The sequence below is a fragment of the Chitinophagaceae bacterium genome (assembly GCA_007695095.1).
Classification (GTDB): Bacteria; Bacteroidota; Bacteroidia; order Chitinophagales; family REEL01; genus REEL01.
Map to the genome: position 1 here is coordinate 1 of REEL01000160.1, position 13505 is coordinate 13505.

The window sequence follows — 13505 nt, forward strand, 5'->3', positions numbered from 1 at the left end:
TGCTCTCAAGTCGCGTGTAATAATCTCCTGAATAGAAAGAGCTGGAAATGGAAAATGGATAATTGATAATGACACAAATTCCAAGAGACCAAGACCCAAGGTAGAAAAATGTCAAATTTATGATGGAAAATGGAAAATGTATCTAAACTCCACGCAGAAAGACCATAAAGAAGCCGGTTTGCAGAAGGGGTGTGACCTTCAGTCCTGGAAGTGAGAGGAGTTAGCTTTTTGAATTTTCCGGTAATGTCACAACCTTAAACCAATATCTAAATATTCGATTTACGATTACTTTGAGTTCTTTAAATGAGTTTGGTTTTTGAATAAAGCAGTTAACGCCTGAGTCATACGTACAATCAATATCACCTTCTGCATCAGAAGTAGTAAACACTATAACCGGGTAGAGTCTTAAATTTTCATCATTTTTGATGGTTTTCAAGGCTTCCCTACCGTCAACTTTAGGCATGTTCAAATCCAGCAAAATGATATTGGGTAATGGATAACGCTCTCTGTCACTATACTTTTTGATACCTTTTAAATATTGAAGCAATTCCTCCCCATCATTTACAAAGAAAAGATTACATTCCGCATTTAATTCACTGAAAGCCTCCTCTAACATCAAACAATCGTCCGGATCATCCTCAGCAATTAAAATAATAATATTTTTTATATGCGACATTGTAATATATCTATTTGCACTATCGAAATTAAGCTATTTTTTTGATTTGTGCTTGTCTTTTAATCATTATGTTATTTTAAAACCCTTACCTTCCTGAAATTCAGGTAAAATTAAGTGGAAAACTGAGCCTTTTCCCGGCTTACTCTCTGCAAAAATTATTCCACGGTGATGCTCCACAATTTTTTTACAGACAGACAATCCTATTCCGGTACCTTCAAATTGACTGCGTCCATGCAAGCGTTGAAAAATCGTAAATATCTTCTCCGCATAATCCATTTCAAATCCTATACCATTATCTGATACCGTAAAATGCCAGTAATTATTATTTGTAATCTGAATTACATGATCTTTGAGTTTTACTTTATCGTCCGGTTGCAAGAGTGAGGCTCCAATTTTAATTACCGGTGGTTCCTCATCTTTCCGAAATTTGACGGCATTGCTGATAAGGTTTTGAAACAACTGCCTGAACTGACTTATTGAACCTTCTAAGGTCGGCATTTTGGCTACATATACTTTTGCCTCACTTTTTTCTACATTTAGCTCTAAGTCAGAAATGATGTCCTGCATTACAACATTTAAATCTACCTTTTCCCATTCCGGTTTGGTCCTGGAAATTCTGGAAAAAGAAAGTAAATCATCAATCAAGACCTGCATACGGGAAGAGGCATTCTGCATTCTGTCTATATATTCTTTTGCTCCACCATCCAGTGAATTGCTATATTTATCACTCAGGCGTTCCCCAAAGGTTCTGATTTTCCGCAGGGGCTCCTGAAGGTCATGAGAAGCTACATAAGCAAATTGTTCCAACTCCTGATTTGACCTGTTTAATTCTTCTATGGAGTATTCCAATTCCGTTTGATATTTTTTAATTACCGTGATATCATAAAAGACAATTAAGCCGGAATAAACTTCCCCTTCTTTATTTCTCAACGGAATAAAATAAACTTTATAAAAATAGTCTTTCAATAAAATTTCTATCTGAAAGCTATTTCCATCAAGAGTTTGCCTGTGATAATCGAACCATTCTTCTATAGGATAAGGATCAAAGGCCTCTTTTACCGGTTTATTTATTGGTATGACTTCGTTTTTGTTAAAAATTCTGCTGAGCGCCTGGCCTTCCATTAATTTATAGATAAAGTCCTTATTAAACATTAAAACGGCTAAATCAGGTAAGGTGCCGGCCAAAACCCGATAACGACTTTCACTTTTTTCAATATTATCTAATGCCAGTTTCAAATCAGTGATATCTCTGGCTTCTAATATGAGTAATACAATTTCTTGTTTTTCATCTGTAACGGGTTTAATGGAGAAATCGAGCACTCTTTCCAGTCCGTCCCTGTCTATTACAGGGATTTCCATTCTTACTACTTCTCCTTTTAGAGCTGTATGCACTGCCTTTTGAATTTTATTTGCGTTCAGCGCTTCACCGGTCCAGCAAGGCAGGTTCCACAAAGATTTGTCATGGATTTCGTTATAGCTGAGATTGAAATAGTCCAGTCCGGTTTGATTCAGTTCTACTATAATACCATCGAGGTTTATAATTCCCATGAGCTGGAATGATTGATTAAATACCCCCTCCAGTTTTTGTTTATTTTCCAGCAGTGCCTGCTCTGCAATTTTTCGTTTGGTGATGTCTGTAAAGGTTATTACAATCTCATTATATTTTTTAACTGCATTGACTGTTAACCAAATGCCGGAATACTCATACTCGAGTTCTTCATAGTCAACAGATATCCAAACCCGAGACAGCTGTTTATGTAATTTCTCCAGATTCATGCTTAGCATCAGATCCCGAAAATCCATGCCCATCACTATTTTTTCATCTAAAGCTAAAATCTGAAGTGCTGTTTCATTGGCCAATACTAATTTATAATTATCATCCTCATTTTTTGAGGATCTTCTGAAAGCAATGATTCCGCTTGATGAACTATCTAACACTCCCCTGAGCAATTTTCTGGTTTGTTCTTTCTCTATTGCCTCATTATTTAATTCATCAATAATTCTGAGCTCATTTTTATGTGTTTGTAAGTAATTCAATGCCAGACCCATAAAAGGTATCAGGTAGGATAAATTTTTGAGATAATGAGCTATAAAAAAATGGTTGTCGTAAATTATATGAGATCCGAAAGCCATGTGAATCTGTGCAAATATTGCCGGAATGAGGCTCAGGAAGAGCATATTAGAAAAAGTAGATGGAAACTTTTTGATAAAAATCGGAAAAATAAATACTAATCCTATTATATAAAGTCCCATGGGAATTAACTCAAAGGGTTGCGGTATAAATCTACCGGGGAATAACTGGGTTGGGATTATCCTATTTACAAAAACAAACAGTATTGTCATTGTAGCCAGCAAAACAAAAATAATACTTATATAACTAACATAACTTTTTCTGGTGAGGCCTTCAATCTCTTTATTTTTTGAAGGAGAAATGCGTATCAGGAAGATACTGACTCCAAATGTGATAATAAAAGCATGGAACATGCGGGAAAAAAACCAGGTAAAAGTGATTAACTGAGCTTCCTGACCAACAGCAAATTGTATCCATCCGCCTGCAACCAAAAGATGAATAACATCCAGGCATCCGGCGCAAAACAAGGCAACGCCCATAATTGGGGTGCTGACATCCTTTTGAATACCAAAATCAACAAAAGACAAAACCACTGAAAGAAATGCTATTGTAATTGCAATGGTAACTAAAATAAGATGGATATAGCGGCCGCTTAAATATTCATCATATAAAGTAGTATATTCTGAAAATGTAACTGACCTGTCTATGTCAGGAGAAAAAGGAATTAAAATACGTCCTAAATCAATTCCAAACAGATTTATCAGTGAAGGCAGAAAAGTAAGAAACAAGGTAACGACTATCAGTATCAGTGTTGTATTATTTTTCCCGATAAATAAGCGTTCCAAAAACCTGCTTTTCATATTTTCATCACTGTTAGTTAATCTTCGAACTTCTTTAATTTATTATACAAAGTTTTTCTATCGATATTGAGCATTTTTGCAGCTTTACTTTTGTTGTAATCTACTTTTTTCAGAACACCTATTATCGTGTGGTATTCAGCATCTCTGGCTGCTCTTTTTAATTTCATATCCGGATTTCCGTCTTGTTGATCCAAAATGGTTTCTTCTTCAAAAGCAAAACGGGAAGCATTGGAAATTTCATTTGGTAAAGTCTTTGCCTGAACTTTATTTCCTTCACTAAGCAAAGCCGCTCTTTTAATAATATTTCTTAATTCTCTCAAATTTCCGGGCCATTTATAATCCATAAAGGCTTTGACAACATCCTTTTCAAAACCGGTGATATTCTTATCCAGTTCGGCATTTACCTGCTCTAAAAAAAAGTGGGCAAAATCCATAATATCTTCTGTTCTATGGCGCAAAGGGGGTATTGCGATACTAAATTCATTGAATCGGTAATATAAGTCTTCCCGAAACTCTCCTTTGGTAACAGCTTTCATCAAATCTTCATTGGTCGCCACAATGATACGAATATCTACATCGATTTCTTTGTTGCTGCCTATAGGCTTAACTTTTCTTTCCTGAACAACACGCAATAAAGACATCTGCACTTCATAACTCAGGTTTGCAATTTCATCTAAGAATAAAGTACCTCCATTTGCTAATTCAAAGTGACCTGTTTTAGCTTTCATTGCTCCGGTAAATGATCCTTTTTCATGTCCAAAAAGTTCGCTACCTGCCAGATCTTTAGAAATTGCACCGCAATCCATTGCTATAAATGGTGCATCTTTACGTTTGCTTAGATTGTGAATATTTTTTGCCAGTACTTCTTTACCGGTCCCGCTCTCTCCATTCAAAATAACGCTATAATCTGTTGGGGCAACCAACTCTACTTGCTTATAAAGCTCTCTGGACAATTTACCTTTACCTCTTAAAAATTTATCTCTGCCATTTTGAGTAATCTTTTTCTTCTTAAGAGTCTTTTCTATAACAACTTTATTTTGATTCAGGCCTTTTTGAACAATCGCCCAAATTTCCTCCGGTAAGAGAGGTTTGGTAATGTAATCCATAGCACCAAGCTTAACAACACTTACCGCAGTTTTGATATCTGAATATCCGGTAATTATAACTACCGGCACCTCAGGCTTCAAATCTTTAAACTTTTTAAGCAGCTCAGCCCCGTTTACATCTCCCAGCCTGAAATCCAGTAATACAAAACTGACTTTTTCTTTTTTATAGTAATCTAAAGCACTTGCGGCATCGGCTGCATGAAATACTTCTAATCCTTTTTTTGTCAAAAAACGCTTTAACAAAAAGCCAATATCCATGTCATCATCAACTACTAAAATTTTCTCTGCTTTGCTCATATTACATTTCTAAACACTAAATATACGAATTTCTCTAAATACCACATTTGTCAGGCATTTAGAATTCTTTCAACTAAAATTTTACAAGCAACTACATTTTCGTTTTAAAAACCTTCAGCTTAAAAAAGAAATCAGCTGTTAACCGCATAATAGTTAATTAAACCATTTTCTTGCCAAAAATAGTGCATATTATGCATGTAAAAGAATTATAGTTATTATTTCAAATCATTTTTCTCTTGTTCAACCTTTTTAATAGAAACCGCTTTTGAAGATGGTCTAATGTTGCGGCCACATTTTATGGAGTAGACCTGAGTAAACTCTGCCCCAAAGTATAAGATGGTTGCGGAATAATATACCCATACGAGAATGACTATGAGGGATCCGGCTGCTCCATAAACGCTCATCAGGTCACCTGTAGCCAGATAATATCCGATACCTGCATTTCCCAGCATAAATAAAACAGCCGTAACAATTGCGCCTACCATAGCATCTTTCCAGTGAACGATGGCATCCGGTAAAACCTTAAAAATGATAAAAAAGATAAAGCTGATGATTGAAAAAGTAAAGAGCAAATTACTAAGTTGAACGATAGGTACTGCAAGTTCAGGGAATAATGAGCTCAATTCGTTTTGAAAAATATTGATTATTGCATTTATAAATAATGACACTAACAGGATAAAGCTCATCGTAATTAGCAAAGAAAAAGATAATAAGCGATCTATTAAGGCTTTAAGGATTCCGTATTTTGGAGTTGCTCTTATAGACCAAATTTGGTTAATACTTTCCTGAATCTGAACAAAAGCACGGGTAGCTCCAAAAAGTAAAAAGCCTAAGCCCAGAAAGAAAGAAAACGTTTTTTCATCGCTCAGAGAAATATTATCAATTAAATTTTCGATTTGAACGGCAGCTTCTTCTCCCAACATTTCCTTTATATGGACGAACATCTCAGTCTGTATAGACCTATCTTCATAAAAAAAGCCCACTAAAGAAATCACAATTATCATCACCGGACCTATCGAAAAAATAGTATAATATGCCAGTGCAGCAGAGAAGTTAAAAACTCTATCCTGAATAAATTGCTCTATGCTTTCTCTTATCAGCCGGTAAATCCAGATGATAGTTTCAATAAATCTCATACACTTTTACATTCAAGCACTTGCAGGTTTTAAAATATTAGCGACCTGTACCTCGCTAAATGGTTTACCCATAAAACTATCCGCTCCTTTTAGCTGAGCAGTATTTCTTTCTTCGTCAGAATCATAAGCACTTATGAGAATTATTTTAGAATCGGGCTGATGATTTTTTATCAGAGTAATAAAATTCATACCATAGCCATCCGGTAAATTTAAATCAAGAAAAATGAAATCATACTTTTTTTCCTTTATTTTCTTGATGCCATTCGTCAGGTTATTCTCAAAATCAACTTCCCAACCCTTTTTTTGAATAATTTTACTTAACAAAAAACAAATATCCAATTCATCATCGATTATTAAGACATTTCCCATTTTATATATATTAATTCCTGATTTTAACTAAGAGGTACACCATAAGCTATAGTTTCAAAAACCGTTCCATGTTCAATAGATTTTCAAAATACTGATTAAAAAATCTGAAGATAATTAAAATACTGACTTCAATCTCACAGAGAGAAAAATATCTGTTTACCAATAAGAAATTAGCAGTAAATGAATGATGTTTTATTTTTTTGGGTAAATTTAGGGCAAAATTTAACCTTTTGACAAACTCAAATAACAAAGGACTTTTTGGCAAACTACTAGCCTATGTAGAGAAGTCCGGAAATGCATTGCCACAGCCGGTGACCCTTTTCTTCATATTCATACTAATTGTATTAGCAGCCTCATTTATTGCCGGTATAAGCGGATTTTCGGCTGTTCATCCGGCCACCGGGGAAAAAATTTCGGCTGTAAACCTGCTGAGTAAAGACGGTATTCAGCGGATTTTAACAGATATGATAGATGTATTTGTAGAATTTCCACCTTTAGGTCTGGTTTTAGTTGTAATGTTGGGAATTGGAGTAGCTGATTACAGTGGTTTAATTAGGGCAATGCTGAAAGCCTTTGTCAGCGGAGTTCCAAAACAGCTAATAACTGTTTCGCTTGTATTGGCAGGTATGATGTCAAGCTTAGCAGCAGATGCCGGATATGTAGTTTTAATTCCTTTGGGTGCTGTAATTTTTTACGGTATAGGCCGGCACCCCATAGCCGGATTGGCGGCAGCATTTGCGGGAGTTTCCGGAGGTTTCAGCGCAAATCTAGTATTAACCTCTTTGGACCCCTTGCTCGCCGGGTTTACTCAGAGTGCTGCTCAGTTAGAAAACATAGATTATATCGTTGACCCTACCGCTAACTGGTATCTGATGGCTGCAATGGTACCTGTATTTGCTTTAGCGGGAACTTTAGTTACTGAAAAAATAGTCATCAAACATCTGGGTGAATATGACCGTTCGCAGGCAGATGTCGATGAAAATGATTCTAAACCCTTAGTCAGGAGAGAAAAAATAGGTTTGATAGGAGCTTTTGCAAGTACCATCGTATTGCTGGGACTCTTTGCCTGGATGACGATACCTGAGAATGGCATTTTGCGGGATATTAATAATGAGAATACTTTCAGGCCCTTTTTTGATGCTATAGTCGTGTTGATGCTTATTTTATTCTTTGTACCCGGGCTGGTTTACGGATTAATCGTAAAAAGCATTAAGGGTGAAAAAGATGTGTCGGACATGATGACAAAATCAATGGAAGGAATGGGTGCCTATATAGTATTGGCATTTGTTGCAGCTCAGTTTGTAGCCTATTTTAACTGGTCAAATCTGGGCATAATAGTGGCTATTAAAGGAGCGGGATTTTTGCAATCAATCGACTTTACCGGTATCCCCTTGATGCTGAGTTTTATCATTATTGCCAGTATAATCAATATTTTTATAGGAAGTGCTTCAGCAAAATGGGCGATTATGGCGCCTGTATTTGTACCTATGTTTATGTTGATGGGCTATTCTCCGGAGCTGACACAGGCCGCTTACCGGATGGGAGACTCTTACAGTAACATACTCACTCCGCTTCTACCCTATTTCCCGCTAATCATTATCTTTGCACAGAAGTATGATAAAAATATAGGTATAGGTACTATTATATCCACTATGATTCCGTATTCCATAGCTTTTGCTATATCTTCTATGATAATGCTGATGATATGGATGTATTTTGAAATACCACTTGGTCCCGGAGCGCCACTATATTATATACCGTAAACAGATTAAAAAAATGCCGCATTATGTCCCGTCAATTTACTCAAACTGAATTAGAGCCTGAAATTTTCTTTAAAACCTCAAGAAGCAGTGGTAAAGGCGGCCAGCATGTAAATAAAACGGAGAGTAGTGTTCAGTTATATTTTGATATAGATAATTCTGAACTTCTAAGTGACGAGGAGAAGGCTTTAATCAGAAAGAAAGAAAAAAACAGGATTGACCGGAACGGAGTCCTAAGTCTGCATGTACAGGAAAGACGTTCTCAGTATATGAACAAGAAAAGAGCTATTCACCTTTTGGCGGAATTACTGAAAAGAGCATTGAAAAAAGAAAAGAAAAGAATCCCAACTAAGCCGGGAAAGAAATCCCGGGAAAAAAGGTTAAAAATTAAAACACTGCACGCTGAAAAGAAGAAACTGCGGAAAAAATTCCGTAGAGATCGCTCTCAGAATGACTAAGCAATGACTTAAACTTGTTGCGTGGGCTGTAAGATTCTGAATATTTCAGTAGGCGATTTACAAAAAACTACTTTTTTACCCATAACTACTATAGATCCATTGATAAGGTTTGGGTTATGGCTTAATACATTTAACCAACCTTCTTCATCAAATTCCTTTCCTTTAATATTAGATTGATAATAATCATCTGATTTATTCAATAGATTTTTAGGCTCTATATTCATTGATGCTAACAAACTCTTCCACTGAACCGGAGTGAGAGATGCTTTATCAAACTCAAGTTCTTTTATATGTCGGCTTAAACTATGTGCGTAAGCAACTGTCTGTTTTCCGTAACTGGAATTTGCATTATAATAAATCATTATTTCCTGTGGGTGCGTTTTCATAAGCTTTTTTATTTATTAAAGTGAAAAAATACGCCTTCCCAAATATTACATGTATTTAGCTAAAGGCCTAGTATAACGTTGAAATATACAACCTTCTGAGCAAACTTCAAAATTATTATTTAATAAATTAACTGTCAGTATAAATACATTTTTAAAAAAAAATGTTTTGTTAATGCTTGTAATTAAGAAAAATTGATTTTCTTTGCAATTCATTAACCAACTCAAAATCATATAAAATGAAGAAGTTATTCGTATTTATTTTTGCAATCGGATTATTATCTGCTTGCGGTGGAGGAGCCAAATCTCCGGAAGATGTGGCTGAAAAATTCCTAAACCACTTGGGAAAACTAGAATTTTCTGACGCCAAAAAGTATGGCACAAAAGAAACCAAAGAGTTATTAGACTTATTGGAAGGATTTGCAGGAATGGGCGGCGAAGAAGCTCCTGACACTCCGGATGTTGAAAACGTAAACTGTACTGAATCCGGTGATACTGCTGACTGTACTTATTGCTGCGACGAAAATGGAAACGAAGCAAGTGTGAAAATGAAAAAAGTCGACGGAAAATGGTTGGTTCACATGTCAAAAGAAGAAGCCTTTGGTGACATGGGTGGAGATGATGACTGGGACGACTGGGAAGACGACTGGGAAATGGATTGGGATGATGAAGAATTAGAATACTAATTTTTTTCCGATTCACGAAAAAAAAATTAACCGGTAAGTACTTTTTTACTTACCGGTTTTTTATTTTTATATCTGATTATTTTTAGAAGCTCACAATTCATTTTATGCTCAGCAGATTCATGCGTTTTATTTTTATTTTATCCACCGGTATTTTTCTCCTTTCCTGTACAAATGAAACTCAACAAACAGAAAAAGACAGGGATGCAGTTAGCTTTGTCCATGAGTATTACAAAAGCATTCCTTTTGAATATTCAATATTAGAACCCGGAGATTTTATTCTGAGGAAAGGACGGGGAATGGTAAGCGACTATATAGTAGGCGTACTAAATGAAGAAATCCCCGTTTCCCACTGCGGCATATTGGTTAAAAGTGATGGTGAATGGAATGTTGTGCATGCAATTTCCAAAGATGGCCCCGATAATTCCGGTGTTATAGAAGAAAGTTTGCTTACTTTCATCCGTGAAAGCCTTGAAGGCACGCTGGTGATTGTTCGTTTAAAAGCTGAAGAAGATCTAAGATTATCCATTTCGGAGCAGGCAAGGGAGCTTGCAACCCTTAATATACCCTTTGACTATTCTTTCAACATTGAAGACAATGAGCGTATGTACTGCACAGAAGTTGTCTGGAGCATAACTACTAAAGTTTTAGGAACAGATTTATTTGATGAAAGAGTTAAGCCGGGTGAAGTAGAAATTCTGCGATTCACCAATTTCTTCGATGAACAAAAATTTGAAATGGTGTTAAATCATTTCGCTAGTCTGTAAAAGTTATGATAGGAAATAAAGAAATGTACAAGCAAATCATTGACGAAATGATTCCGCTGCATAAATGGTGGGGCATAAGCTTAGAAGAAATTGAAGAAGGCTATGCAAAAATAAAAATCCCTTTTCGTAAAGAATTCATAGGCGACCCAAGGATTCAAAGCATACATGGAGGGATTATTGCAACAGCATTAGATTCTGCCGGTGGAGCTGCCGGAATCACAACTTTACAATCCGCCGAAGATACCTTGTCCACTATAGATATGCGTGTTGACTACTTACAAAGAGGACGTCCGGAAGATTTTTATGTTGAAAGCAAAATTACCCGCTCCGGTAATCGCATTATAGTAACTTCCATGTGGGCTTATCACAATAACAAAAGCGACCTGATTGCTGAAGGCAAAGGTGTTTATAATGTCAGGAGAAAAAACAAGCTTTAAAAACAGTTTATTTAGTTCTTTCCCCTTTAAAGTGGTCTTCTGTATTTTTAAACAGTACATTAAAAGTGGTCATAGAGCCATAAATTCTGGTAATGTATTGCTGAAGATTTACTCTTTCTTCATCACTCAGTCCCTCACTTTTATTGATTTGTTGCTCCATAACCCGAAGACGATCTCTCATCATCACTATTTTATGAAAAAATGTCTCGATAGGAATTTCTTTTGGAGTCAGATTGGGGTCGGCCGGTTTGAGTATCATTTTACCATTCTTCCATCGATTTCCCAAAGGTATCACTGATTGGATATCGCTATATCTGTCAATCACATTTCTGATGGCTTTTTCAACATCAGCAATTGTTACCATGCCTTCCGTTCTTTCTTTTTTCTCCAGTATTTCCCAGTTTTTAAACGTATGAGCAATCTCAACCTCACCTTTTGTTTTAAAATAAACTATATAAGTGGATGTTTTTACGTCCAAAATTACTCCCGGGCCGAATTGATTGTGCTCAACTCTGGTACCGGTTCCATAAATATTACTATCCATTGTATTTTTTTAACAAACCTATTAAAAATAATTAAACTTTTAGCATGTGCAGGCACAAAAAAAGCCCCTGTAATAAAACAGAGGCTTAATTATTTTATGAGTTAACTGCTTACTCAGCGACTACTTCAAATTTCAAATCCACTTTGATATCGCTATGAAGGTTTACTTCAGCTGTATAAGATCCGATTGTTTTTACTTCTTCTTCAATATGAATTTTTCTTCTGTCCAAAGAAATACCGGTTTGCTTTTTGATTGCTTCAGCCAGGTTGTGTGTAGTAACACTACCGAAAATCTTATCTGTAGTACCTACTTTGGCGCCGATCTGTATAACAGTTTCTTTAAGCTTATCTATAACCTCCTGAATCTTACTCAACATTTTCTCTTCCTTGCGCTCAAGTTGTTTTAAGGTCTCTTCTCTTTGTTTTTTATTAGAGCTGTTGGCAATGATAGCAAATCCGTTAGGCAGCAAGTAATTTCTTGCATAGCCTGTCTTAACGTTTACTAAATCATTGGCAAAACCTAATTTTTCAACATCTTTAATTAATATGATTTCCATAATATTTTACTTTAAAAGATCCGCTACATAAGGTAATAAAGCCAGGTGACGGGCTCTTTTTATTGCCTGTGAAACTTTTCTTTGATATTTTAATGAATTACCGGTTACACGACGAGGTGTAATTTTTCCCTGTTCATTTACAAATTTCAGTAAAAAATCAGGGTCTTTGTAATCAATATATTTTATACCTGCTTTCTTAAAGCGGCAATATTTCTTAGTGACTTTCCCGATTTGCGGGGTAGTCATAAATCTTATGTTATTTTTTCCTGCCATTTTTTAAGAGTTTTCAGTTTTTTCTTTCTTTTTACCAATAAGACCTTTTCGTCTTTTGTCATTGTACTCAATTGCGTACTTGTCTAACTTCACGGTAAGGAATCTTAAGACGTTTTCGTCTCTTCTAAGATTTAATTCCAACTTGTCTATGATATCACTGGGTCCTTTGAACTCAGTAACAAAATAAATACCCGTCGTTTTGTTTTTGATCGGGTATGCAAGTTTTCTTAAACCCCAGTAGTCCTCTTGGATTATTTCAGACCCGTTAGCCTTCAGAAAGTCAAGATGCGCTTGAATAGTAAGCTTAACATCTTCTTCTGAAAGAACCGGTGTGATGATAACCGTGGTTTCATAATGATTTTGCATGAATAATACTGTTTAAATTAATTCCACTAATTAAATTTGGATTGCAAAGATAGAAAAACATTTCTTTTTTCTAACAAAATATTTACTTTTTATGGGATTGTTTGGTTTTTTTCTTTAAACATGTGAGAAAGAGAGAAATGAGTAGAAATTGGAAAGGTTGAAACAGGAGAGAAGACCCAAGAGCCCAAATTTCAAGAGGCCAAGATCCAAGGATGGAAAGTAGGCAGTTGGCAGCAGCAGTAGGCAGGAAAGAATACCCAAGAGAGCAGAATGGAAAATTTATGATGGAAAATGAAAAATGTGGGGGGAGCTCTCTCCGGTTGATATCGCCGCAGCCTGAGAGTCTTGTGTTGAGCGGAGTCGAAACAAGTCGAAGGCAGTACTTAGTAAGAGTCTCCGCATTAATTTAGAGACCGCTTTCGCTCCGCGTCTCGCGACCGTAAGTGTTGAACAGCCTCCGGCTGGCATTCTATGTCATAAGGCTATTTCTTAAGTTAGATTTTAAATAATTTCAAGTCCGCTGACTTCGGCTCTGCTCAGCCACCTGTCTACCCATTAATCAACAGTTTCAATCGAAATTCGGAGATGATTCCTAACGTCAGCATGACAGAAAGGAGGAAGAGTTTTCTTTTAAAAAAAGATCTAAAGACCTCTTTAACTCATCTAAAAACTTCTTTTAAAATAGGAAATACATAGTTTTTCTCTCTTATCTTTTTTCTTGATAAAAAAGATAGAAAAAAATCAAGGGCTGTGAGACCTTGTC

General features: G+C 35.9%; 17 protein-coding genes. 6 read left to right on the top strand and 11 right to left on the bottom strand.

Translation table 11 applies throughout. From position 1 onward, the window contains the following. Window positions 1–220 precede the first annotated feature (220 nt). The 5 genes from EA412_13460 to EA412_13480 all read right to left on the bottom strand — a co-directional run bounded on the left by EA412_13460 (window position 221) and on the right by EA412_13480 (window position 6515). Window positions 221–676: a response regulator gene (locus tag EA412_13460; protein TVR76489.1), complete on the bottom strand. Its 456-nt coding sequence runs from the start codon at window positions 674–676 to the stop codon at window positions 221–223. 66 nt (window positions 677–742) lie between these two features. Next, complete coding sequence (locus tag EA412_13465) at window positions 743–3607, bottom strand: PAS domain-containing protein (GenBank protein TVR76490.1); 2865 nt, start codon at window positions 3605–3607, stop codon at window positions 743–745. Window positions 3608–3624: 17 nt separating this feature from the next. Then, complete coding sequence (locus EA412_13470) at window positions 3625–5010, bottom strand: sigma-54-dependent Fis family transcriptional regulator (GenBank protein TVR76491.1); 1386 nt, start codon at window positions 5008–5010, stop codon at window positions 3625–3627. A 215-nt stretch (window positions 5011–5225) separates the two neighbouring features. Beyond that, window positions 5226–6146 (bottom strand): YihY/virulence factor BrkB family protein, encoded by a 921-nt coding sequence (locus EA412_13475; protein TVR76492.1) that lies wholly within the window; start codon window positions 6144–6146, stop codon window positions 5226–5228. 12 nt (window positions 6147–6158) lie between these two features. Beyond that, the gene (locus EA412_13480) at window positions 6159–6515 is read right to left on the bottom strand and encodes a response regulator (protein ID TVR76493.1); all 357 of its coding nucleotides are present in this window, start codon (window positions 6513–6515) and stop codon (window positions 6159–6161) included. 230 nt (window positions 6516–6745) lie between these two features. Between EA412_13480 and EA412_13485 the strand changes: the two genes are divergently transcribed. Together EA412_13485 and EA412_13490 are read left to right on the top strand one after the other, a co-directional pair. Beyond that, a complete protein-coding gene (locus tag EA412_13485) occupies window positions 6746–8278 on the top strand; it encodes an AbgT family transporter (protein ID TVR76505.1) in 1533 nt (510 codons plus the stop codon). 23 nt (window positions 8279–8301) lie between these two features. Then, window positions 8302–8733: an aminoacyl-tRNA hydrolase gene (locus EA412_13490; protein ID TVR76494.1), complete on the top strand. Its 432-nt coding sequence runs from the start codon at window positions 8302–8304 to the stop codon at window positions 8731–8733. Window positions 8734–8741: 8 nt separating this feature from the next. On the opposite strand, the gene EA412_13495 is transcribed toward EA412_13490, so the two are convergent. Beyond that, complete coding sequence (locus tag EA412_13495; GenBank protein TVR76495.1) at window positions 8742–9119, bottom strand: glutaredoxin; 378 nt, start codon at window positions 9117–9119, stop codon at window positions 8742–8744. Window positions 9120–9164: 45 nt separating this feature from the next. Further along, complete coding sequence (locus EA412_13500) at window positions 9165–9350, bottom strand: hypothetical protein (GenBank protein ID TVR76496.1); 186 nt, start codon at window positions 9348–9350, stop codon at window positions 9165–9167. Window positions 9351–9355: 5 nt separating this feature from the next. Here EA412_13500 and EA412_13505 point away from each other — a divergent pair, with 5 nt between their 5' ends. The 3 genes from EA412_13505 (at window position 9356) to EA412_13515 (ending at window position 11003) form a co-directional block, all read left to right on the top strand. Next, on the top strand, window positions 9356–9802 hold the full coding sequence (locus EA412_13505; protein TVR76497.1) for a DUF4878 domain-containing protein: 447 nt from the start codon (window positions 9356–9358) through the stop codon (window positions 9800–9802). A 104-nt stretch (window positions 9803–9906) separates the two neighbouring features. Beyond that, a complete protein-coding gene (locus tag EA412_13510) occupies window positions 9907–10566 on the top strand; it encodes a DUF2145 domain-containing protein (GenBank protein ID TVR76498.1) in 660 nt (219 codons plus the stop codon). Window positions 10567–10571: 5 nt separating this feature from the next. Then, complete coding sequence (locus EA412_13515; protein TVR76499.1) at window positions 10572–11003, top strand: hotdog fold thioesterase; 432 nt, start codon at window positions 10572–10574, stop codon at window positions 11001–11003. Between the two features lie 7 nt (window positions 11004–11010). On the opposite strand, the gene EA412_13520 is transcribed toward EA412_13515, so the two are convergent. The 4 genes from EA412_13520 to EA412_13535 form a co-directional block, all read right to left on the bottom strand. Then, on the bottom strand, window positions 11011–11547 hold the full coding sequence (locus tag EA412_13520; GenBank protein ID TVR76500.1) for a hypothetical protein: 537 nt from the start codon (window positions 11545–11547) through the stop codon (window positions 11011–11013). Window positions 11548–11656: 109 nt separating this feature from the next. After that, window positions 11657–12103 carry a 50S ribosomal protein L9 gene (locus tag EA412_13525; GenBank protein ID TVR76501.1) on the bottom strand — a complete coding sequence of 149 codons (447 nt, stop codon included), beginning with the start codon at window positions 12101–12103 and terminating at the stop codon, window positions 11657–11659. A gap of 6 nt (window positions 12104–12109) precedes the next feature. Then, a complete protein-coding gene (gene rpsR / locus EA412_13530) occupies window positions 12110–12376 on the bottom strand; it encodes a 30S ribosomal protein S18 (protein TVR76502.1) in 267 nt (88 codons plus the stop codon). Window positions 12377–12379: 3 nt separating this feature from the next. Then, window positions 12380–12742, bottom strand: a complete 363-nt coding sequence (locus EA412_13535) for a 30S ribosomal protein S6 (GenBank protein TVR76503.1) — start codon at window positions 12740–12742, stop codon at window positions 12380–12382. Between the two features lie 212 nt (window positions 12743–12954). Here EA412_13535 and EA412_13540 point away from each other — a divergent pair, with 212 nt between their 5' ends. Beyond that, window positions 12955–13152, top strand: coding sequence for a hypothetical protein (locus EA412_13540; protein ID TVR76504.1), 198 nt, complete (start codon window positions 12955–12957; stop codon window positions 13150–13152). Window positions 13153–13505 lie beyond the last annotated feature (353 nt).